General features: G+C 68.1%; 21 protein-coding genes. 15 read left to right on the forward strand and 6 right to left on the reverse strand.

Annotated elements, in window-relative coordinates; all coding sequences use genetic code 11:
- On the forward strand, positions 1–1,842 hold the full coding sequence (gene tssF / locus ACK6C6_RS20345; protein ID WP_409268983.1) for a type VI secretion system baseplate subunit TssF: 1,842 nt from the start codon (positions 1–3) through the stop codon (positions 1,840–1,842).
- On the forward strand, positions 1,806–2,894 hold the full coding sequence (tssG, locus tag ACK6C6_RS20350; RefSeq protein ID WP_409268984.1) for a type VI secretion system baseplate subunit TssG: 1,089 nt from the start codon (positions 1,806–1,808) through the stop codon (positions 2,892–2,894). Before tssF ends, tssG begins: the two co-directional genes overlap by 37 nt.
- On the opposite strand, the gene ACK6C6_RS20355 is transcribed toward tssG, so the two are convergent.
- On the reverse strand, positions 2,891–3,298 hold the full coding sequence (locus ACK6C6_RS20355) for a DUF2750 domain-containing protein (protein ID WP_209589367.1): 408 nt from the start codon (positions 3,296–3,298) through the stop codon (positions 2,891–2,893). The genes tssG and ACK6C6_RS20355 overlap by 4 nt on opposite strands.
- 161 nt (positions 3,299–3,459) lie before the next feature.
- On the opposite strand from ACK6C6_RS20355, the gene ACK6C6_RS20360 reads away from it, so the two are divergent.
- Genes ACK6C6_RS20360 through ACK6C6_RS20370 form a run of 3 tightly spaced genes read left to right on the forward strand, consistent with a single transcriptional unit; the run spans position 3,460 to position 5,097 of the window.
- Positions 3,460–3,816, forward strand: a complete 357-nt coding sequence (locus ACK6C6_RS20360) for a nuclear transport factor 2 family protein (protein ID WP_409268985.1) — start codon at positions 3,460–3,462, stop codon at positions 3,814–3,816.
- A 44-nt stretch (positions 3,817–3,860) separates the two neighbouring features.
- Positions 3,861–4,703 carry a helix-turn-helix domain-containing protein gene (locus ACK6C6_RS20365; protein WP_409268987.1) on the forward strand — a complete coding sequence of 281 codons (843 nt, stop codon included), beginning with the start codon at positions 3,861–3,863 and terminating at the stop codon, positions 4,701–4,703.
- A gap of 46 nt (positions 4,704–4,749) precedes the next feature.
- Positions 4,750–5,097 carry a YnfA family protein gene (locus ACK6C6_RS20370; RefSeq protein WP_409268988.1) on the forward strand — a complete coding sequence of 116 codons (348 nt, stop codon included), beginning with the start codon at positions 4,750–4,752 and terminating at the stop codon, positions 5,095–5,097.
- 4 nt (positions 5,098–5,101) lie between these two features.
- On the opposite strand, the gene ACK6C6_RS20375 is transcribed toward ACK6C6_RS20370, so the two are convergent.
- Complete coding sequence (locus tag ACK6C6_RS20375) at positions 5,102–7,798, reverse strand: PAS domain-containing protein (protein ID WP_409268989.1); 2,697 nt, start codon at positions 7,796–7,798, stop codon at positions 5,102–5,104.
- A gap of 161 nt (positions 7,799–7,959) precedes the next feature.
- Between ACK6C6_RS20375 and ACK6C6_RS20380 the strand changes: the two genes are divergently transcribed.
- Complete coding sequence (locus ACK6C6_RS20380; RefSeq protein WP_409268990.1) at positions 7,960–10,221, forward strand: PhoX family protein; 2,262 nt, start codon at positions 7,960–7,962, stop codon at positions 10,219–10,221.
- Positions 10,222–10,364: 143 nt separating this feature from the next.
- Positions 10,365–10,817, forward strand: a complete 453-nt coding sequence (locus ACK6C6_RS20385; protein WP_209589362.1) for a hypothetical protein — start codon at positions 10,365–10,367, stop codon at positions 10,815–10,817.
- Here ACK6C6_RS20385 and ACK6C6_RS20390 read toward each other — a convergent pair.
- On the reverse strand, positions 10,814–11,707 hold the full coding sequence (locus tag ACK6C6_RS20390) for a LysR family transcriptional regulator ArgP (RefSeq protein ID WP_409268991.1): 894 nt from the start codon (positions 11,705–11,707) through the stop codon (positions 10,814–10,816). The genes ACK6C6_RS20385 and ACK6C6_RS20390 overlap by 4 nt on opposite strands.
- Positions 11,708–11,801: 94 nt before the next feature.
- Here ACK6C6_RS20390 and ACK6C6_RS20395 point away from each other — a divergent pair, with 94 nt between their 5' ends.
- Complete coding sequence (locus ACK6C6_RS20395; RefSeq protein WP_409268992.1) at positions 11,802–12,419, forward strand: LysE/ArgO family amino acid transporter; 618 nt, start codon at positions 11,802–11,804, stop codon at positions 12,417–12,419.
- Between the two features lie 50 nt (positions 12,420–12,469).
- Positions 12,470–13,531 carry an NAD(P)H-dependent flavin oxidoreductase gene (locus ACK6C6_RS20400; RefSeq protein ID WP_409268993.1) on the forward strand — a complete coding sequence of 354 codons (1,062 nt, stop codon included), beginning with the start codon at positions 12,470–12,472 and terminating at the stop codon, positions 13,529–13,531.
- On the opposite strand, the gene ACK6C6_RS20405 is transcribed toward ACK6C6_RS20400, so the two are convergent.
- The gene (locus tag ACK6C6_RS20405) at positions 13,528–14,433 is read right to left on the reverse strand and encodes a LysR family transcriptional regulator (protein WP_409268994.1); all 906 of its coding nucleotides are present in this window, start codon (positions 14,431–14,433) and stop codon (positions 13,528–13,530) included. The genes ACK6C6_RS20400 and ACK6C6_RS20405 overlap by 4 nt on opposite strands.
- Before the next feature lie 102 nt (positions 14,434–14,535).
- Between ACK6C6_RS20405 and ACK6C6_RS20410 the strand changes: the two genes are divergently transcribed.
- Entirely contained in the window at positions 14,536–15,558 is a 1,023-nt protein-coding gene (locus tag ACK6C6_RS20410; RefSeq protein ID WP_409268995.1) for a zinc-binding alcohol dehydrogenase family protein, read from the forward strand.
- A 21-nt stretch (positions 15,559–15,579) separates the two neighbouring features.
- Complete coding sequence (gene nfsB / locus ACK6C6_RS20415; protein WP_209589357.1) at positions 15,580–16,233, forward strand: oxygen-insensitive NAD(P)H nitroreductase; 654 nt, start codon at positions 15,580–15,582, stop codon at positions 16,231–16,233.
- Here nfsB and ACK6C6_RS20420 read toward each other — a convergent pair.
- Together ACK6C6_RS20420 and ACK6C6_RS20425 are read right to left on the reverse strand one after the other, a co-directional pair.
- Complete coding sequence (locus tag ACK6C6_RS20420) at positions 16,220–16,906, reverse strand: DUF6624 domain-containing protein (protein ID WP_409268997.1); 687 nt, start codon at positions 16,904–16,906, stop codon at positions 16,220–16,222. The genes nfsB and ACK6C6_RS20420 overlap by 14 nt on opposite strands.
- Before the next feature lie 45 nt (positions 16,907–16,951).
- Entirely contained in the window at positions 16,952–17,440 is a 489-nt protein-coding gene (locus tag ACK6C6_RS20425; RefSeq protein ID WP_409268998.1) for a GNAT family N-acetyltransferase, read from the reverse strand.
- An 82-nt stretch (positions 17,441–17,522) separates the two neighbouring features.
- Between ACK6C6_RS20425 and ACK6C6_RS20430 the strand changes: the two genes are divergently transcribed.
- Genes ACK6C6_RS20430 through ACK6C6_RS20445 form a run of 4 tightly spaced genes read left to right on the forward strand, consistent with a single transcriptional unit; the run spans position 17,523 to position 19,653 of the window.
- On the forward strand, positions 17,523–18,101 hold the full coding sequence (locus ACK6C6_RS20430) for a histidine phosphatase family protein (protein ID WP_409268999.1): 579 nt from the start codon (positions 17,523–17,525) through the stop codon (positions 18,099–18,101).
- A 29-nt stretch (positions 18,102–18,130) separates the two neighbouring features.
- Positions 18,131–18,469 carry a DUF6152 family protein gene (locus tag ACK6C6_RS20435; RefSeq protein WP_409269000.1) on the forward strand — a complete coding sequence of 113 codons (339 nt, stop codon included), beginning with the start codon at positions 18,131–18,133 and terminating at the stop codon, positions 18,467–18,469.
- Positions 18,469–18,945, forward strand: coding sequence for a hypothetical protein (locus tag ACK6C6_RS20440; RefSeq protein WP_409269001.1), 477 nt, complete (start codon positions 18,469–18,471; stop codon positions 18,943–18,945). Before ACK6C6_RS20435 ends, ACK6C6_RS20440 begins: the two co-directional genes overlap by 1 nt.
- Positions 18,946–18,969: 24 nt before the next feature.
- Complete coding sequence (locus ACK6C6_RS20445; protein WP_409269002.1) at positions 18,970–19,653, forward strand: SOS response-associated peptidase; 684 nt, start codon at positions 18,970–18,972, stop codon at positions 19,651–19,653.
- Positions 19,654–19,707 lie beyond the last annotated feature (54 nt).

The raw sequence follows: 19,707 nt of genomic DNA on the forward strand, positions 1-19,707 counted from the left end.
ATGGACCAGATGCTGCCCTATTACGAAAGCGAACTCGGCTACCTGCGCCGCGACCTGCGCGAGTTCGCCGAGCGCTATCCACGGATCGCCGGGCGCCTCCTGATCAGCGGCGAGGTGTGCGAAGACCCGCATACCGAGCGCATGATCGAATCCTTTGCGCTGCTCAACGCACGCATCGCCAAGCGCCTCGACGACGACTATCCGGAGTTCACGGAAGCGCTGTTCGAGGTGCTATATCCGCACTACCTGCGCCCCTTCCCTTCGTGCTCGATCGCGCGCATGGACTTCGGCGGCGCCGCCAAGCAGGCCGGCTCCAGCACCATCGCGCGCGGCACCCAGCTGAACACGCGCCCGGTGCGCGGCGCGGCCTGCACCTTCCGCACGGTTTACCCGGTCACGGTGGCGCCGCTGGCGCTTGCCCGCGCCGCCTTCTCGGCCATCATCGACGCCCCCGACGCCGTGCGCCTGCCGGGGAATGCGTCTTCCAGCATCAGCCTCACCGTGTCCTCTACTTCCGAGCAGGGTTCGATCGCCCAGCTCGCGCTGCCGATGCTGCGCGTCTTCATCGACGGCGAGCCCTCGTTCTGCGCGGCCCTGCGCGATGCGCTCTTCATGCGCGGCGTCGCGGCGTACGTCGAAGCCGACAACAGCGGCAGCTGGACTGCGCTGCCCGCCATCCCGGTGCAGCCCGCCGGCTTCGGCGAAGAGGAATCGCTGATCGACTTCCCGGCGCGCTCGCACGCTGCCTACCGCCTGCTGACCGAATACTTCTGCTTCCCCGAGAAGTTCAACTTCATCGACATCGATCTGCAGGCGCTGGCCGCGCATGCGCCTCCCGGTGCGCGCACCCTGACCCTGCACCTGGCCTTGTCCGGTGTGCGTTCCGATTCGAACCTGGCGCGCATGCTCGGCACCCTGTCCACCAACAACGTGCTGCTGGGCTGCACCCCGGTGATCAACCTGTTCCGCCAGCGCGGCGAACCGATCCGCGTGACGCACACCAGCGCCAGCTACCCGGTGCTGGCCGACGCACGGCGCGCCTTTGCCTACGAGGTCTATGCGATCGAGTCCCTGAGCCTGATCCGCCAGACCCCGCAGGGCGAGAGCCTGGTGCAGTTCCGGCCCTTCTACGCGCTGAAGCACGCGCAGATGCCGGACGACGCCGGCCACTACTATGCGGTGCGGCGCGACGCGTCGCTGGCGGAGCGGAGTCCCGGTTTCGAAACCCAGGTGTCGATCGTCGACATCGACTTCGACCCGGGCGAGGTGGAAACCGACACCCTGAACATCGAACTCACCTGCACCAACCGCGACCTGCCGGCCAGCCTGAGCTATGGACAGCAGGGCGGCGACCTGTTCCTGGAGGGCGGCTCGAGCGTGCGATCGATCGCCTTCCTGCGCAAGCCCACGGCGTCCTACCGCTTCGCCAGCGGACGCGGCGCGCACTGGCGCCTGATCTCGCACCTGGCGCTGAACCACCTGTCGCTGGCCGACGGCGGGGTCGATGCCTTCCGCGAGATGCTGGCCCTGTACGACCTGCCCCGCTCGCCATCCTCGCAGCGCCAGATTGGCGGCATCAAGGCGATCGCCCAGCGGCCCACCACCGCCTGGCTGGCCGGGAATCCTTTCACCTGCCTGGTGCGCGGCGTCGAAGTCCGGCTCAGCATCGACGAAGAGGCCTTTGTCGGCAGCGGCATCCATGCCTTTGCCCAGGTGGTCGAGCGCTTCCTGGCGCTGTACGTGCATGCCAACAGCTTCACCCAGCTGGTGATCGCATCGAGCAAAACCGGAGAACAGATATTGACATGCCAGCCCCGCAGCGGCGATTTGAGCCTGCTGTAATCGAGCGCCTGTTCCGCGAGCCCTACCGCTTCGAGTACGTCCAGGCGGTACGCATGCTCGAGCTGTGGCTGCGCCGGCGCGGCAAGCCCTCGCGCGACCTGGTGGCGCAGTACCTGCGCTTCCAGAATTCGGTCTCGCTCGGTTTTCCGGCCAGCCAGCTCGAGGCGGTGCAGGCCGAGCCGCGCGACATCGATACCAGGCCTGCGGCGCTGGCCGCCGCGCTGGACGCGGGGGCGCTCAAGTACGTGCGCCTGACGCCGTCCTTCATGGGCCTGCTGGGCGGCCACGGCGTCCTGCCGCTGCACTACACCGAGCGCATCGCCGAGCACCAGTCGCTGGAAAAGGGAGAATCGGAAGCCGAAGGCGCGCGCGCCTTCCTCGACACCTTTTCCAACCGCACGCTGGCCCTGTTCTACGAGGCCTGGCGCAAGTACCGCCTGGCGCTGCAATACCAGCGCGACGGCCACGACGCCTTCCTGCCCCTGCTCCTGAGCCTGGCCGGTCTGGGCAGCGGCGCACTGCGGCGGCGCCTGGCCGGCAGCGAGGATGGGGCGGTGCTGGACGAGTCGATCGCCTACTTTGCCGGCGCGATGCGCCAGCGCCCGGCCTCGAGCGTGCAACTGGGGCGGGTGTTGTCGGAATATTTTGGGCAGCGCGTCCATGCCGAGCAATTCGTCGGCTGCTGGTACGAGGTGCCGCCAGGGCAGCAGACCATCCTGGGCAGCGACAATGCGGTGCTCGGTGGGGGCGCCATTGCCGGCGCGCGCGTCTGGCAGCGCGACCTGCGCCTGCGCCTGGTGGTGGGGCCGCTGGACCGGGCCGGCTTCAACGACTTCCTGCCGGGCGGGCTGGCCGCGCGGGCGCTGCGCAGCATGCTGGCGATGTTCACCGGGCTGTCGCTCGAATACGAGGTGGAACTGGTGCTGCTGGCGGCCGACGTGCGCAACGTGCGGCTGGAAGGCGATGAAGGCCGGCTGGGCTGGGATGCCTACCTGGTCGAGGGCTTGCAGACCGAGGACCGGCGCGACGTGCGCTACGAATTAAGCCTCTAGCGCCGGCTCAGCTCGCGCTCCAGGTCCATCCGCAGCATCGTCGCGGTCGGCGTCAGGCCACGGTCTCCCGGGGTGTAGAAAATGCCCGGCAATACCCCATCCTCTTCCAGCTGGGGCAGCAAATCGCTCATCAAGTCGTCCAGCGGAAAGGCTTGCGGCTCGTAGCCATCCCATTCGTATTCCGCGCACAGGTCGGCGAATTCGCTGGCGGGCCACATGGCGAACACCAGGGTGCCGTCGTCGGTCTTGGCCAGCGCCCAGCCGTCGCGGTACAGTCCCCACACTTCGCCCGATTCCGCCACCTGTTGCACGAAACGCGTATAGCGCTGCCGGGCGGGCAGGGTGACCACGTCCGCCAGCTGCTGCGCGCCGAGCTTGATTGCTGAAAGTGTCTGCTCGCTCAAGGTATCCACCGCCAAAATAAGGTCTGTCCCCGGGAGGATACGCCGGATCGCGAATCGGTGGCGCAGGCACCGGTCACCATTACCTGGCAGGTAATCGCCAGCCCCCAGCCGCCTGCGGAGAATGGCGCCTGTCGATACGACAGCACCCACAGGAGATGATCATGAACAACGCAAGCACGATTGCCCGCCAGTACCTGGCCGCCTGGAACGAAGCCGACGGCGCCGCGCGCCGCGCCCACGTCCGCCAGCTGTTCACCGCCAACGCCCGCTACGTCGACCCGCTGATGCAGGGCAGCGGCCACGAAGGCATCGAGACCCTGATCGCCGGCGCCCAGCTGCACTTCCCCGGCCACCGCTTCGAGCTGGTCGGCGTGCCGGACGGCCACAACAACGTGGTGCGCTTTTCGTGGACCCTGCGCGCCCCGGATGGCGACAGCGTGGCACATGGCACCGACATCGCCGTGGTGGCGGGCGACGGCCGCCTGGCCAGCGTCACCGGTTTCCTCGACAAGGCGTGAAGCCTGGGCCACAATCGGCCGCAAACCGGATCGGGAGGCAAGCCATGGATACCGCAGCGCGCGCAGTGGACAACCAGTACTTCAGCGATTTCGCCGCCGCGCTGCGCTATTGGCGCGGCAAGCGCGGGACCAGTCAGCTGAAACTGTCGGTGGATGCCGGGATCTCGCAGCGCCACCTGAGCTTCCTGGAGACGGGCAGGGCGGCTCCCAGCCGCGAGCTGATCCTCAAGCTCGGCCTGGTGCTCGACATCCCGCTGCGCCAGCGTAACGCGATGCTGCTGGCGGCGGGCTTCGCGCCGGCCTACCGCGAGCGCAGCCTGTCGGACCCGGAGCTGGCGGCCGTGATGCAGGCGCTCGACTTCATGCTGGCCCAGCAGGCACCCTATCCGGCCCTGGTGGTCGACCGCCTGTGGAACCTGGTGATGGCGAACGAGCCGGCCGCCCGCATGATGCGTTTTTTCCTCGGCATGCCGGCCCATGCCCCGATCCCGCGCGACGGTTCGGTCAACGTGCTCAAGCTGACGCTCGATCCGGACGGCCTGCGGCGCCATTTGCTGAACTGGGAAGACGTCTGCACCGACCTGCTGCAATGGGTGCAGCGCGAGGCGATGGGCGATGGTCCGGGCAGCGAGGCCAGTGCATTGCTGGACGAGCTGATGGCCTTTCCCGGCATCGCCGGGGCGGCCAGCCAGCCCAACCTGGACCGCCGCGCCCTGCCCTTCCTGCCGGTCCAGCTGCGCAAGGACGAGGTGACGCTGAACCTGTTCACCACCATCACCACGCTGGGCACGCCGCACGACGTGACCGTGCACGAGCTGCGCCTGGAATCCTTCTTCCCGGCGGATGCGGCCAGCCGCGCGTGGTTCGAGGCACAGGCGTTGTGCTGAACTGAGCTGAGGATAAGATGGGCGTTTTCCACAAGCGCGTCCATCCATGCCCTTCGATCTCCTGCCCTTCAGCCGCATGGCCGGCCTGTTCTTTGTCACCGCCATCGCCGAGCTGCTCGGCTGCTACCTGCCCTTGCTGTGGCTGACCGGGAAGGGCTCCGCCTGGCTGCTGGTTCCGGCTGCCCTCAGCCTGGCGGTCTTCGTCTGGCTCCTGACCCTGCACCCGGCCGCCAGCGGGCGCGTCTACGCCAGCTACGGCGCGGTGTATATCGCCACCGCGCTGGCCTGGTTGTGGATCGTGGACGGCATCAGGCCGGTGTGGAGCGACTATCTCGGCGTTGGGCTGGCGCTGGCGGGCGCCGCCTGCATCGCTTTAGGCCAGCGTCAGGCTTGAACCTTCAGGCGGCGAGCCTGGCCAGCAGGTCCTGCACCACGTCCAGCTGCACCGGCTTGGTCAGGTGCTGGTCGAAGCCGGCCTCGTTCGACTTGCGGCGGTCGCTTTCCGCGCCCCAGCCGGTCAGCGCCACCAGCCTGACGTCTTCCAGCCCTTCCAGCCTGCGCATCGCGCGTGCGGTCTCGTAGCCGTCCATGCCGGGCATGCCGATGTCGAGGAAGGCCACCTGCGGCCGGAAGGCGTGCGCGGCCGCCAGGGCCTCGATGCCACCATGCGCCACCTGCGTCACGTAGCCGCAGGCTTCCAGGATCATCGACAGCGTCATTGCCGCGTCGACGTTGTCGTCCACCACCAGGATCCGGGTGCCGCCGGCAGCGCCGTCCGCGGTCTCCGGGGCGGTCCGCTGCGGCGTATCCTGGGCGCCCTCGGCCAGCGGCAGGCGCACGGTGAAGGTACTGCCGGCGTGCGGCCCGCCGCTCGCTGCCGCCACCGACCCGCCGTGCATGTCCACCAGCCGCCGCACCAGCGACAGGCCGATCCCCAGCCCGCCCTGGGCGCGTTCCAGGTGGTGCCCGACCTGGCTGAACATCTCGAACACCGAGCTGAGTTCCCGGGGGATGCCGATGCCGTTGTCCGATACCGCGATCAGCGCCTCGGATCCTTCGATGCGCAAGGACAGGCCGATGCGTCCGCCGTTAGGGGTGTACTTGGCGGCGTTGTTGAGCAGGTTGGCCACCACCTGGGCGATGCGGGTGACGTCGGCCTCGACCGGCACCGCATGCGCCGGCAGGTCCACCGACAGCTCGTGGCGGCCGGTTTCGATCAGCGGCAGGCTGGTCTCGACGGCGCTCGCGAGCACGCCGCGCAGGTCGGCACGTTCCTTCTTGAGTTCCAGCTTGCCGCCGCTGATGCGGGCGACGTCGAGCAGGTCGTCGATCAGGTGCACCATGTGGCTGACCTGGCGTTCCATCATCTCGCGCACCCGCGCCACCGAGGCGGCGTTGTCGCCCTTCAGGCGCATGACCGACAGGCCGCTGCGGATCGGCGCCAGCGGGTTGCGCAGCTCGTGCGCCAGGGTGGCCAGGAATTCGGTCTTGCGCCGGTCGGCCTCTTCCAGGTCCCTGGCCAGCTTGCGCAGGGTTTCCTCGGACTGCTTGCGCGCCGTGATGTCGCTGAACAGCAGGGCCACCCGCCTGCTTCCTTCTCCGCCGATACGGGTGGCGTAGACGTCGAACCAGCGGCCCATTGCAGGGGCTTCGTTCTCGAAGCGCACCGGCTCGCCCGTTTGCGCGACCCGGCCGTAGGTCTCGAACCAGAACGCGTCGAGGGTCGGGATCATCTCGCGCGCCGTCCTGCCCACCGCGTCGTGCAGGCCGGTATGGGCCTCGAACATCGGGTTCATCTCGAGGAAGCGGTAGTCGACCGGCCGGTCCTGCGCGTCGAAGATCATCTCGAAGATGCAGAAGCCCTGGTCGACCGATTCGAACAGGGTGCGGTAGCGCTCCTCGCTGGCGCGCAGCTTCTCGGCGGCGCGCCGGCTTTCGGTGGTGTCGACCACGATCGCCACCAGGCCCTGGAATTCGCCGTTCGGGCCGCGCAGCGCGTTCACGCTGCTGGTGGCCGGCATACGGCTGCCGTCGCGGCGCAGGTATTCCTTCTCGACGACTACGCCCGACTCGCCGCCAGCCAGCAGGCGCACCGCCTCCAGCGTCACCGGCACCGAATCGGGTGCCGTAACGTCGAGCACGCTGGCGCCCAGCAGTTCCGATTCAAGGCGCTGCACCATCTCGCAGTACTTCTGGTTGACCAGGGTGATGCGGCCCTCGTGGTCCAGTTGCACCACGCCGGTGGCGGCCTGGCTGACGATCTTCTGGAAGCGTTCGCGGCTTTCGTACAGCTCGATCTCGGCGAGCTTGCGGTCGGTGACGTCGATGCCGTGCACCAGGATGCCCGTCACCCGGCCGGCGGGGTCGCGCAGCGGCATGTAGACCTGGTCGACGAAGCGGCGCTCCAGCGGCGCATCCGGGCGACGCTGCAGCATCACCGGCACGTCGTTGCCGAATACCGGTTCGCCGCTGCGGTATACGCCGTCCAACAGTTCGAGGAAACCCTGGCCGGCGAGTTCCGGCAGCGCCTCGCGCAGGGGGATGCCGATGTTGGAGCGGCCGCCGACCAGCTGCAGGTAGCGTTCGTTTTCCAGCTCGAACACGTGATCGGGGCCGGTGAACACGCACATGAAGGCCGGCGCCTGGCGGAACACGTCTTCCATGCGCTGCTTGGCGCCGCGCAGCTGGGCCAGCAGGCCTTCGCGCTCGGCCTCGGCGCGCACCTGGCCGGTGATGTCGCGCGAGTTCGCCAGCAGGCCGTCGTGGCCGACCCGGCTGACCGTGACCTCCCACCATTTGACGGTGCCGCCAGCGGTCGGGCAGGGTGCGCGCAGGCGGCCGAGGCCGGTGCTGCGCGCCGCCGCCATCGCGGCTTCGACCTCGGCACGGCTCGCCTCAGGCCACAACGCGGACCAGGGCTGGCCGCGTACCGCTTCGATACCGTCGAGTTCGAGGGCGCGCAGGCCGTTGCTGTTCATCGCGACGATATGGCCGTTCCCATCGAGCAACTTGACGCAGTCGGGACTGGCTTCGAAGAGCTGGTGGCCTAGGGTGGCCGGGTCGAGCGCCTGCAAGGCGGCGCGGCTGTCCTGCATAGTAGGGTCCTTGTTGGGTACCCGGCAGTATATCTGCATGCTCCTGGCATCGTCGCCAAATTCGGCAAATTTGTCACACAACTGTTATCGAATGGTCACAAGGAAGTCATCTTCGCTCCCTACCATGCACGGACTTTTCCTAACAACCAACAGGATTACCCGTGAACAAGCCGACCGACCTCGCCCGCATCCCTGTCGACCATGACGACATCGATACGAACGTTTCGTCGAATGAACACTTCAGCACCGTCCTCGAAGCCCGCCTGAGCCGCCGCAGCCTGCTGCGCGGCGGCGCCGCGACGGCTGCCTCCGCCCTGCTGGGCGCCATCGGCCTGAGCGGTTGCGGCGGTTCGGACAATGACATCGCCACCGCCCCCACGCCGCCAACGGGCAGCACCCCGCCGCCGGCAACGGAAAAACTGCTCGGCTTCGGCGCCGTCTCCAAGAGCCTGGCCGATACGGTCGTCGTCCCGGCCGGCTACACCGCCAGCGTCCTGTATGCGCTGGGCGATCCGCTGACCGCGAACACCGCCGCCTACAAGAACGACGGCAGCGACGGCGACTTCGAGAACCGCGCCGGCGACCACCACGACGGCATGGAGTTCTTCCCGCTGTCCGGCACCGGCACGGCGTCGACCAGCGTCAACGACCGCGGCCTGCTGGCGATGAACCACGAAGCCACCACCGACGAAAAGCTGTCCTCGTTCTTCGTGCACGCGAACGGCGGCACCATGACCCTGCCGCGCCCGGCGGCGGAAGTAGACAAGGAAATGGCGCTGCACGGCCTGTCCGTGGTCGAAGTGCGCCAGAGCGGCGGCAAGTGGGCCTACCAGAAGGATTCGTCGTTCAACCGCCGCGTGCACCAGCAGACCGACGTCGAGATCTCGGGCCCGGTACGCGGCAACGCGCTGGTGGTCACCAAGTACTCGACCAACGGGACGAAAATCCGCGGCACCCTGAACAACTGCGGCACCGGCAAGACCCCGTGGAACACCTACCTGTCGGGCGAAGAGAACTGGTCCGGCTACTTCACCCGCGCCACCGGCGACGATGCCGCGCGCGGCGACAAGAGCGTGGCCTCGCTCAACCGCTATGGCCGCAGCCAGGGCGCGGCGTCGCGCCACGGCTGGGAAACCGGCGGCGCCGACGACAAGTACCAGCGCTGGGACATCAGCAGGAAGGGCGCGTCGCTCGACGGCAGCGACGACTACCGCAACGAGATGAACGGCATGGGCTACATCGTCGAGATGGATGCCTACGACAAGACCAAATCCATCAAGAAGCGCACCGCGCTGGGCCGCTTCGCCCACGAAAGCGCCGTGTTCGGCAAGCCGGTCGTCGGTCAGCCGCTGGCCGTGTACATGGGCGACGATTCGCGCAACGAATACATCTTCAAGTTCGTCTCGAATGCCGTGTGGGCCGCCGCCGACGCGACGCCGCTTGACCGCATCGCCACCGGCGACAAGTACCTCGACAGCGGCAAGCTGTACGTGGCCAAGTTCTCCGCCGACGGCAGCGGCCAGTGGATCGAACTCTCGATCGGCAATCCGGCGATCGCCTCCTACGCCGGCTACAAGTTCGCCGACCAGGCCGACGTGCTGGTGAATGCCAGATTAGCCGGCGACGCCGTGGGCGCGACCAAGATGGACCGCCCGGAATGGTGCTCGGTGCACCCCGGCACCGGCGAGATCTACTTCACGCTGACCAACAACAGCAACCGCCGCGTCGAGCCGAGCGGCTCGAGCCAGGCCGCGCCGGACGCCGCCAACCCGCGCGTCTACACCGACATGAAGGGCAGCACCGCGCAGCAGGGCAACCCGAACGGCCACATCATCCGTGTCAAGGAAGGCAGCGCCGGCTCCACCGCAACCGGCTTCACCTGGGACGTCTACCTGTTCGGCGCCGAATCCGGCGCCCCGGCGGGAACCGTGAACCTGTCGGGCCTGACCGCCGACCAGGATTTCTCGAGCCCGGACGGCCTGGCCTTCACCCCTTCCACGGGCATCTGCTGGATCCAGACCGACGACGGCGCCTACACCGACGTCACCAACTGCATGATGCTGGCCGGCGTGCCGGGACGCGTGGGCGACGGCAAGAAGGTCACCCTGAACTACCCGCGCGCCAACGGCAGCACCCTGAGCGTGGACACCTACGTCGGCCTGAACGCGACCCAGGATACCCTCAAGCGCTTCCTGGTGGGCCCGGTCGGTTCCGAGATCACCGGCATCGCCGAGACCCCGGACGGCAAGGCGCTGTTCGTGAACATCCAGCACCCGGGCGAGAACACCGCCTCCGCCAACATCGCCGACCCGGCCAAGTACACCAGCCAGTGGCCGGCGAACGCCGGCTACGGCGCCGGCAAGCGCCCACGCTCGGCCACCATCGTGATCACCAAGAACGACGGCGGCCGTATCGGCACCTGAACCTGAAGCGGCGCTGACACAATCTCCATCCTTTGGGGCTGGACGTCCACACGTCCAGCCCTTTTTTTCGTCCATCGCAAAGAGTATTGATGCGAGGCATGCCAGCATCGTGGATGCGCCCTTCAACGCCGCAGGAGCACGCCATGCCGACCGTCACGCTGTCCACCTATCTCCGCATCACGCGCGCCAGCGCCCTGTTCGATATCCTCATCGTGGCGCCCTTCGCCACGCCCTGGACCTTCCAGCTGCTGTACCCGCAGCTGGGCAAAGTCAATCTCTGGCTGGGCGGCGCGGCGCTGCCGCCCTTCGCCCAGCTCCACATCATGATTACCTGCCTGATGGGCAGCCTGGTGCTGCTGTGGTCGGTGCGGCGCCTGCTGGAACCGAGCCTGGCGCTGGGACGCTACGACGGCGCCGGGCGCTTCCTGTTCGCGACCTGGATGCTGTGGGCGCTGGCCCAGGGCGGGCTGCCGCTGGTCTGGCTGTTCCTGATGCCGGAATTGCTGTGGGGGGTGGCGCAATGGTGGCCGGTGGCGCCGGCGCGCACGGCCCAGCGCAGCAACGGGCCGGGCCTGAAACTCGTGCATGCTTCCTAAGGCAGCGGCAGCAGCACCGCGCGCGCGGCCTTGACCAGCGCCGCACCCATGCGTTCGAGCCGGGGCGGCTGGATGCGCCAGGCGTGCCAGTAGAGCGGCACGTCCACGTGCAGCGCGGGCGCCAGGTCCACCAGGCTGCCGTCCTCCAGCATCGCGCCGCACTGCTCCAGCGGCAGCATGCCGTAGCCCATGCCGACCCGGATCGCCGTCACGAAGGGGTCGCTGGCCGGCACGTAGTGGAACGGGTAGGAGCCCTCCGGCAGGCCGAAGTGCTTCAGCAGGAAGGCCGACTGCAGCGAGTCCTTGCGGTCGAAGACCACCACCGGCGCGCGGCGCGCGGTCTCGCGGTTGAAGCCGTCGGCGAACCACTGCCGGGCGAAGGTGTTCGATGCGACCATCCGGTAGCGCATCTGGCCCAGCGGGCTCACGCTGCAGCCGTGCATCGGCATCGCCTCGCCCGATATGCAGGCCACCACGCGGCCCTGCTCCAGCAGCGCGAAGGTATGCCCCTGGTTGTCGAGCACGAATTCCACCAGCAGTTCTTCCTGCGCGAGGATGGGCGCCAGCACCGGCAGCAGCCAGGTCGCCAGGGTGTCGTTGTTGACCGCGATCGCCACCCGGGCCGGGCCGTCGTCCATGCCCATCTCGGCCAGGAACTCCGATTCCAGCAGGGTCGAGCGGCGCAGGTACTGCAGCAGGCGCGTGCCCGGCCCGGTCGGCCGGCAGGGGCGGCTGCGCACCAGCAGCGGCGTGCCGAAGTCCTGCTCCAGCGCCGAGATGCGCTGCGAGACGGCCGAGGGGCTGAGCGACAGCTGGGCGGCCGCCGCTTCCAGGCTGCCGCTGTCGACGGCGGCGATGAAGGCCGCGCTGCGGCGGGGATCGATCTGCATGGATCAGTTTTGCTTAACTAAGTTTAGAAATCATGAATATATTTGAATTTAGCTGTGCGGTAAGCAAACATGGCGGTTTTCGTCGAGGTGCATCATGTTTTCCCAACAGGTTTTCCTGCAGGGGCTGGGTTTGGGAGCCAGCCTGATCATGGCCATCGGTGCGCAGAACGCGCACGTGATCCGTACCGGCGTGCGCGGCCAGCACGTGCTGGCCACGGTCGCCGCCTGCATCGCGGTCGACGTGCTGCTGATCGGGCTCGGCATCGCGGGCCTGGGCGCGCTGGTGGAAGCCTCGCCCACTCTCATGGCGATGGCGCGCTACGGCGGCGCCGCCTTCCTGGTCTGGTATGGCTGGCGCTGCTGGACGAGCAGCCTGCGCGGCGGCGCGTCGCTCGCGGCGTCGCCGGACGAGAAGGCGCAAACCCTGGGCCGCGCCCTGGCCACCGTGCTGGCGCTGTCGCTGCTCAACCCGCACGTCTACCTTGATACCGTGGTGCTGCTGGGTGCGGTCGGCAGCAGCCTGGCCGGCGAGGCGCGCCTGTCTTTTGCCCTCGGGGCGATGACGGCCTCGGTGCTGTGGTTCTCGGCGCTCGGCCTGGGCGCCCGGCGCTTCGCGACGGTGCTCGGCCGTCCGGCGGTGTGGCGCGCGATCGAAGCGGCCACCGGCACGCTGATGCTGGTGCTGGCGTATCTGCTGGTACGCGGCGCATAAGCGCGCGGCTCTCGCTATACTCATGATGTCACCTTGACGGAGCCGCAACCATGAGCCACGACCTGCTGTCGAAGCTGGACATCCGCTACCCCATCATCCAGGCCCCCATGGCGGGCGTTTCCACCCCGGCGCTGGCCGCCGCCGTCTCGGAAGCGGGCGGGCTTGGCTCGATCGCCCTGGGCACCTCGACCGTGCCAGCGGCGCGCGCCGCCATCGCGGCGGTGCGCGAGAAGACCGGCCGGCCGTTCAACGCCAACCTGTTTACCCATATGCCAGCCCAGGCCGACCCGGCGCGCGAAGCCGCCTGGCTGGCCTGGCTGCGTCCGCACTTCGAGCAGTTCGGCGCCGAGCCTCCCGCCGCGCTGTCGGAAATCTACCGCAGCTTCCTGGCGGACGAGGCGATGCTCGAGCTGCTGCTGGAAACGCGCCCGGCCGTGGTCAGCTTCCATTTCGGCCTGCCGCCGCAGGACTGGATCGACGCGCTGAAGGCCGCCGGCATCGTCCTGTTCACCACCGCGACTTCGCTGGACGAGGCGCTACGGATCGAGGCGGCCGGCATCGACGTGATCGTCGCCCAAGGCATCGAAGCGGGCGGGCACCGCGGCATCTTCGATCCTTCCGCACCCGACCCGGCCTTGCCCACCTTCGAGCTGCTGGAACAGTTGCGCGACAAGCTCACGCTGCCGCTGGTCGCGGCCGGCGGCATCATGGACGGAAAACAGATCCGCACCGCCTTCTATCACGGCGCCAGCGCGGTCCAGATGGGCAGCGCTTTCATCGCCTGTCCCGAGTCCTCGGCCCCGCCGCACCACCGCGCGCTGATCGCGCAGGGCAGCGCACTGCAGACCGAACTCACGGCCGTCATCTCCGGCCGGCCGGCGCGCGGCATCGTCAACCGCTTGTTCCTCGAGGTCGGGGCCGACGGCCATCCGCCGCTGCCGGACTACCCGATCGCCTACGATGCCGCCAAGGCCCTGCATGCGGCCGCGTCCAGCAAGGGCAGCCAGGATTACTCGGTCAACTGGGGCGGCACCAACTTCGCCCAGGCGCGCGTCATGCCGGCGGGCGAACTGGTGGCCACCTTGGCGGCGGAAATCGACGAGGAAGCCTAGGCTTCGCGCGCCAGCGGGCGGCAGCGTTCTTCGACCAGGGCATGCAACAGCTTCACCGCGGGCGAGAACTGCCTGCGGTGCGGGCAGACCAGGTTCAATGGGGTGGGCTCGCCCGGCAGCTCCGGCAGCAGCACTTCCAGCCGCCCCTGCGCCACGTCCTGGCTGACGTCGAGCCAGGATTTGTAGGCAATGCCCTCGCCGGCCAGCGCCCAGCGCCGCACCACCTCGGCATCGTCGCTCACCAGCCGTCCCGACACCTGCACCAGCCGCGCGCCCGCAGCCAGCGGGAAGGACCAGCGGTCGTAGGTGCGGCCGCGCAGCCGGTATTGCAGGCAGTTGTGATCGGCCAGCGCGTCGAGCGAGCCCGGGCGCCCATACTGGGCGAGGTAGGCGGGCGAGGCCACCAGCACGCGGCGGTTATGGGGCGCGACCGGCAGGGCGACATAACTCGCGTCGTCGATCTGCCCGTAGCGCAGGGCGATGTCGACCGGGTCGCGGAACACGTCCGCCACCTGGTCCGACACCAGGAGCTGGATGTCGAGCCCCGGATGGGCGCGGCGAAATTCCGAGATCCAGGGCAGCAGCAGGTTGCGCCCGAAGTCCGAGGGCGCCGCGATCTGCAGGGTGCCGGTCAGGCAGTTGGCGTCGCCGCGGATGCCGTCGTAACCCTCGCGCAGGGCATCCAGCGCGTCCTGCGCGAAGGGCAGGTAGCGCTTGCCTTCCTCGGTCAGGCGTAGACTGCGGGTGGAGCGCGCGAACAGTCGGATGTCGAGCTCGCGCTCCAGGCGCTGAATAGCCGCGCTGGCCTGCCCGGGCAGCAGATTGACTTCGCGCGCGGCCTTCGAAAAGCTGCCCAGGGCAGCGGTACGGACGAACAGCGCCAGGTCATCCAGCCTGATCATTTTCTCTCCAGCTGTGAAAGTGAAATCGCTCCAGCCGGGTTTTTCATCCCCGGCCTGCTACATAGAATCGTCATTGACCTTAAAACTTACCGGAGATTCAACATGAAAGCAGTAGTGTATACCCAGCATGGCTTGCCCATCAGCGATCCCCAGTCCCTGCAGGAGATCGAGCTGCCGATGCCGCTGGCCGGTCCGCACGACCTGCTGGTGGAAGTGCGCGCCGTCTCGGTCAATCCGGTCGATACCAAGATCCGCCTGGGCAGCCCGGTCACCGAACCGCGCGTGCTGGGCTGGGACGCGAGCGGCATCGTGCGCGGCGTCGGCAGCGCCGTCACCCTGTTCAAGGAAGGCGACGAAGTGTTCTACGCCGGTTCGCTGCTGCGTCCGGGCTCGAACAGCCAGTTCCAGGCCGTGGACGAGCGCATCGTCGGCCGCAAGCCGGCAACGCTCGATTTCGCCCAATCGGCCGCCTTGCCCCTGACCGCGATCACGGCCTGGGAGCTGCTGTTCGACCGCCTGCGCATCGCCGAGGGCGGCGCTAGCGGGAAGTCGCTGCTGGTGATCGGCGCGGCCGGCGGAGTCGGCTCGATCCTGTTACAGTTGGCACGCAAGCTCACCGGGCTCACCGTGATCGGCACCGCCTCGCGCGAGGAAACCCGCAACTGGGTGCGCGAGCTCGGCGCCCACCACGTCATCGACCACGCGCAGCCGCTGCGTCCGCAGCTCGAAGCGCTGGGCTTCCCGGCGGCGGACATCGTCATCAGCCTGACGCACACCGACAAGCACTATCCCGCCATCGTCGACGTGCTGGCGCCGCAGGGGCAGTTCGCGCTGATCGACGACCCGGCCACCCTGGACGCCGTGCCGCTCAAGCGCAAGTCGATCTCGCTGCACTGGGAGCTGATGTTCACGCGCTCGATGTTCGAGACGGACGACATGATCAAGCAGCACAAGCTCCTGAATCTCGTCGCGCAAATGGTCGACGAGGGTAGCCTGCGCACCACGCTCGGCGAGCATTACGGCAGCATCTCGGCGGAGAACCTGCGCCGCGCGCATGCCCTGATCGAGAGCGGCCGCGCGGTCGGCAAGATCGTGCTCGAACATTTTCAAGTCAATGTAATGTAACAAGCTAAGGAAACGAACAAGATGGATATTCTCGCAAGCGCCCGCAAGCGCCACACCGCCAAGGCCTACGACAGCGAACGCCGCGTCCCCGAAGAACTCATGCAGAAGGTGTACGACCTGCTGCGCCACAGCCCTTCGTCGGTGAACTCGCAGCCCTGGCACTTCATCGTCGCCAACACCCCCGAGGGCAAGGCGCGCGTGGCCAAGGCGGCGCAGGGCGGCTATGGCTACAACGCGGCGAAGATCCTCGATGCCTCGCACGTGATCGTGTTCTGCTCGCGCATCGACATGGACGACGCCCACCTGGAGCGCCTGCTGGCGCAGGAAGCGCGCGACGGGCGCTTCCGCGACGATGCGGCCCGTGCGGGCCAGGACGCCGGCCGGCGCGGCTATGTGCGCACCCACCGCTACACCACGCGCGACCTGCCGCAATGGCTGGAAAAGCAGGTCTACCTGGCGCTGGGCACCGCCCTGCTGGGCGCGGCCTCGCTCGGCATCGACGCCACGCCGATGGAAGGCTTCGACCAGAAGATCCTGGACGAGGAATTCGGCCTGCACGAGCAGGGATTGGCCAGCGTGGTGCTGGCCAGCTTCGGCTACAGCTCGGACGCGGACTTCAATGCCGGCCTGCCGAAGTCGCGCCTGCCGGAAGAGCTGACCTTCACTTTCGTCTGATGTCCGCCCGTGCCGCCACGCCTTGCGGCGCCGGCGGCCCGTAGTGGTAATCCGCAGGATCTCGGGGCGGAACCGGGCAACGCTGCATCTCCAGCACCGCGCGCCGGTAGGACTCCAGCGGCGCCATCCCGAGCCGCGCGCGGCGCGCCTCGACCTGCGCGCGGTCGTCCATGCGGTCGAACGCCAGCGCGCAGTAAATTCCGGTCGGGGCCGACAGCTGCGTCCCGTAATGCTGCGGGCGCTTCTCCATGACCGCGATGCGGTCGTACAGGTAGGCGAAGGATTCGTCCAGGCCGTCGCCGCCCGCGCCGGCGGCCTGCTCGACCAGGGCCAGCGCCTGCTTCTGGAAAGGCAGGTCGCGTTCCGCCTGCTGGACCACCAGCCAGGCATCCTTGACTGCCCCTGTGCCATGCGTGGCCGCAGATGGCCAGCCACAGCGCGCCATCAGGGCCTTCAGGCGTTCCTTGTTGGCGCGGTCGACCAGCTCGACGTGCTGCAAGAGCTTTTGCTGAACAGGGCTCTCGGGGTCGAGGTAGTCGATGCGCTTGCGCAGCGCCTGACCGGCCTCTTTCATGACCGCGAGTTCGCCGGCCAGCCCGTCGCAGGAGTCGTCGGCCAGGGCGGACAGCGGCAAGGCCAGGCAGGCGGCGAGCAGGGTGGCAGTCAGGCGCATCGTGTTCTCCAATTTATCGTGAAACCAGTGTAGCGGGACGCTCCGCTAGCGTCCATGCGAGGCGCATGGCAAGGTTTTTTCCATGTAGACCGATTCCAGCTGGATGCCGCTGCGGTGCGGGTAGATCTCGCGCCGCAGCGCCACGTAGCCGGCACGCTCGTAGACCGGCACCGCATTCAGCGAGGACGACAGGAACAGCCGGCGCAAGCCGTGCGCCAATGCCATCGCGTCGAGTGCCGCCAGCAGGCGCCTGGCGATGCCGCGCCCCTGCTGCGCCGGGTCGACGAAGGCAGCATCGAGTTCGCTCGTTTCCAGGTTGAGGATGGCGTAACCCAGGACCTGCCCATCTTCTTCTTCCAGCAGTGCCCCACCGGCTTCCAGCAGGGCTTGCAGCTTGGGCGGCGGGGGCGCGGCGCACCAGGCCTCGATGATGTCGCCCGGATAATGGTCCGCGCAGGTGGCGCGGATCGCGCGGGTGCGCAGTTCCCACAGGGCATGGAGGTCGGCCGGTCCGGCCCGTCGCTGATTCGGCATGTTCGTCAGCTTATCCCGCAGCCGTGCGCTCGTCCAGGTGCCGGGGCAGGATAATGCCCACAGCCGATCCGAGGGGACAAGCATGCTGCGACGAGGCTTCCTGGCAATATCTGCCCTGCTGGCCAGCGGCCGCCTGGCTGCGGCCGAGCGCGACCTGTGGCAGCGCCTGCAGGAAGGCGGCTACGTGCTGCTGATCCGCCATGCCGCCACCCATCCCGGCATCGGCGATCCGCCCGGCTTCCGGCTGGCCGTGTGCAGCACCCAGCGCAACCTGTCGGACCAGGGCCGGCGCGACGCACGGGCGATCGGTGTCGCCTTCCGTGAACGCGGCATTCCGCTGGGGCCGGTGCTGTCGAGCCGCTGGTGCCGCTGCCTCGACACCGCCCGCCTGGCCTTCGGCCGGGTGGAAGAAGCGCCGATGCTCGATTCCCTGTTCCGCGACAGCGAGGCCGCGGCACGCGCCAAGACCCGCGAAGTGCTGGACCGGGCCGCTGCGTGGCGTGGAAACAAGGCCAACCTGGTACTGGTCACGCACGACGTCAACATCCGCGCCCTGGTGAACGAATATGTGGCGCAGGGAGAGATCGTGGTGGCGCGGCCGGGACCGGAGCGGCTGGAAGTGCTTGGAAGGCTGAATGCACAAGATTTGGGCGTACAATAATTTGCCTTTTCCTTGACGGGAGACTGTCCATGAAACGCTGGTTTTTACTCGCTGCACTGGTCGCCACCACCGCTTCCGCCCACCATGGCTGGAGCGAATACAACGCCGACAAGCCGCTGACGCTGTCCGGCACCATCGAGGAGTCCGGGTACATGCAGCCGCACGGCTTCGTGCGCCTCAAGACCGCCGACAAGACCTGGCTGGTGGTGCTGGCGCCGCCGGGACGCATGGAAAACCGCGGCCTGCCGAAGGAAAACCTGGCAGTGGGCGGCCAGGCCACGGTTGTTGGTTATCCACACCGCAGCAATGCCACCGAGCTGCGCGCCGAACGCATCACCATCAAGGACAAGACCACGGAGCTGCGCTGATGCTGCAAGACGCGGCGAGCTTCGCCGCGTCCTTGCCGCTGGCGCAGGCCCTGCGCGAAGGCGCCTGGCTCTACCCGGCCGTCGAGACGCTTCACATCATCGGTTTCACGGTGCTGGTGGGCGCGGTGGCGATGTTCGACCTGCGCGTGCTCGGCTTCGGCCGCCAGCTGCCGGTCAGGGCGCTGGCGCGCCACCTGCTGCCCTGGTCGGCCGGCAGCATGCTGCTGGTGGTTCCCACCGGCCTGCTGTTGTTCGTGGCCGATCCGCTGGCGCTTCTGGCCAACCGCGTGTTCCTGCTCAAGCTCGGCCTGATGGTGCTGGCCGGCCTGAATGCGCTCGCCTTCCACGCCGGGCCTTACCGCCGGGCCGATGCCTGGCCGGAGCGGGCGCCGCCCCGAGCCATGCTGCATGCCCTGCTCTCCCTGGGCCTGTGGTTCGGCGTGATCGCCTGCGGACGGCTGCTGGCCTATTTCTAGCGCTTGCACTATGCTGGACGGATCATGTGCGTCAACTACCATACCCCCACCCGTGAACAGTTCGGCACGCTCGGCGCCTTCAGCGAGCTGCCGGCCGACTGGCGCTGGCCCGACGAAGTCTGGAAGGACTACAGCGCGCCGATCGTGCGTCGCGGCCGCGACGGCAGCCCTGAAGTCTGCCTGGCCAGCTACGGCATGGTGCCGCGCCGTCACATCCCGCCTGGCGTGAAACCCTTCGACACCATGAACGCGCGCGCCGAATCGCTGGGTGAGCGGCGTTCCTTCGCCCCCGCCTGGCGCCGCCTGCAGCTGTGCGCGGTGCCGATGACCTGGTTCTACGAGCCCTGCTACGAAAGCGGCCGCGCGCTGCGCCATGCGATCGGCATGCACGACGACAGCCCCTTCCTCGTTGCCGGCCTGTGGCGCGAGTGGACCGAGGCCGACGGCCGGGTCGAGTCCTCGTTCACGCAGATCACGATCAACGCCGACGATCACCCCTTGATGTCGCGCATGCACAAGCCCGGCGACGAGAAGCGCTCGCTGGTGGTGGTCAGGCCGGAAGAACTCGAGGACTGGCTGGCCTGCCGCGACGTGGAGACGGCGCGCAGTTTTCTCCGCCACTATCCGGCGGCAGGGATGAAGACCTGGGCGGCGCCGCAGACGGTCAAGAAAACGCCCGAGCCGTCGCCGAACCTGTCCTTGTTTTAGTAGGGTGGGCGGGAAACCCGCCCACCCTACGGTCGTGCTACAGTTCTCAGCATC

The sequence above is a fragment of the Massilia sp. BHUDP2 genome, assembly GCF_046236355.1.
In the GTDB taxonomy this organism is placed as follows: domain Bacteria; phylum Pseudomonadota; class Gammaproteobacteria; order Burkholderiales; family Burkholderiaceae_D; genus Telluria; species Telluria varians.

Bases quoted from the DNA above. Each gene is read 5' to 3' on its own strand.
- tssF (WP_409268983.1), top strand. From the start codon at position 1: ATGGACCAGATGCTGCCCTATTACGAAAGCGAACTCGGCTACCTGCGC.
- tssG (WP_409268984.1), top strand. From the start codon at position 1,806: ATGCCAGCCCCGCAGCGGCGATTTGAGCCTGCTGTAATCGAGCGCCTG.
- ACK6C6_RS20360 (WP_409268985.1), top strand. From the start codon at position 3,460: ATGAACAACGCAAGCACGATTGCCCGCCAGTACCTGGCCGCCTGGAAC.
- ACK6C6_RS20365 (WP_409268987.1), top strand. From the start codon at position 3,861: ATGGATACCGCAGCGCGCGCAGTGGACAACCAGTACTTCAGCGATTTC.
- ACK6C6_RS20370 (WP_409268988.1), top strand. From the start codon at position 4,750: ATGCCCTTCGATCTCCTGCCCTTCAGCCGCATGGCCGGCCTGTTCTTT.
- ACK6C6_RS20375 (WP_409268989.1), bottom strand. From the start codon at position 7,798: ATGCAGGACAGCCGCGCCGCCTTGCAGGCGCTCGACCCGGCCACCCTA.
- ACK6C6_RS20385 (WP_209589362.1), top strand. From the start codon at position 10,365: ATGCCGACCGTCACGCTGTCCACCTATCTCCGCATCACGCGCGCCAGC.
- ACK6C6_RS20390 (WP_409268991.1), bottom strand. From the start codon at position 11,707: ATGCAGATCGATCCCCGCCGCAGCGCGGCCTTCATCGCCGCCGTCGAC.
- ACK6C6_RS20395 (WP_409268992.1), top strand. From the start codon at position 11,802: ATGTTTTCCCAACAGGTTTTCCTGCAGGGGCTGGGTTTGGGAGCCAGC.
- ACK6C6_RS20400 (WP_409268993.1), top strand. From the start codon at position 12,470: ATGAGCCACGACCTGCTGTCGAAGCTGGACATCCGCTACCCCATCATC.
- ACK6C6_RS20405 (WP_409268994.1), bottom strand. From the start codon at position 14,433: ATGATCAGGCTGGATGACCTGGCGCTGTTCGTCCGTACCGCTGCCCTG.
- ACK6C6_RS20410 (WP_409268995.1), top strand. From the start codon at position 14,536: ATGAAAGCAGTAGTGTATACCCAGCATGGCTTGCCCATCAGCGATCCC.
- nfsB (WP_209589357.1), top strand. From the start codon at position 15,580: ATGGATATTCTCGCAAGCGCCCGCAAGCGCCACACCGCCAAGGCCTAC.
- ACK6C6_RS20420 (WP_409268997.1), bottom strand. From the start codon at position 16,906: ATGCGCCTGACTGCCACCCTGCTCGCCGCCTGCCTGGCCTTGCCGCTG.
- ACK6C6_RS20425 (WP_409268998.1), bottom strand. From the start codon at position 17,440: ATGCCGAATCAGCGACGGGCCGGACCGGCCGACCTCCATGCCCTGTGG.
- ACK6C6_RS20430 (WP_409268999.1), top strand. From the start codon at position 17,523: ATGCTGCGACGAGGCTTCCTGGCAATATCTGCCCTGCTGGCCAGCGGC.
- ACK6C6_RS20435 (WP_409269000.1), top strand. From the start codon at position 18,131: ATGAAACGCTGGTTTTTACTCGCTGCACTGGTCGCCACCACCGCTTCC.
- ACK6C6_RS20440 (WP_409269001.1), top strand. From the start codon at position 18,469: ATGCTGCAAGACGCGGCGAGCTTCGCCGCGTCCTTGCCGCTGGCGCAG.
- ACK6C6_RS20445 (WP_409269002.1), top strand. From the start codon at position 18,970: ATGTGCGTCAACTACCATACCCCCACCCGTGAACAGTTCGGCACGCTC.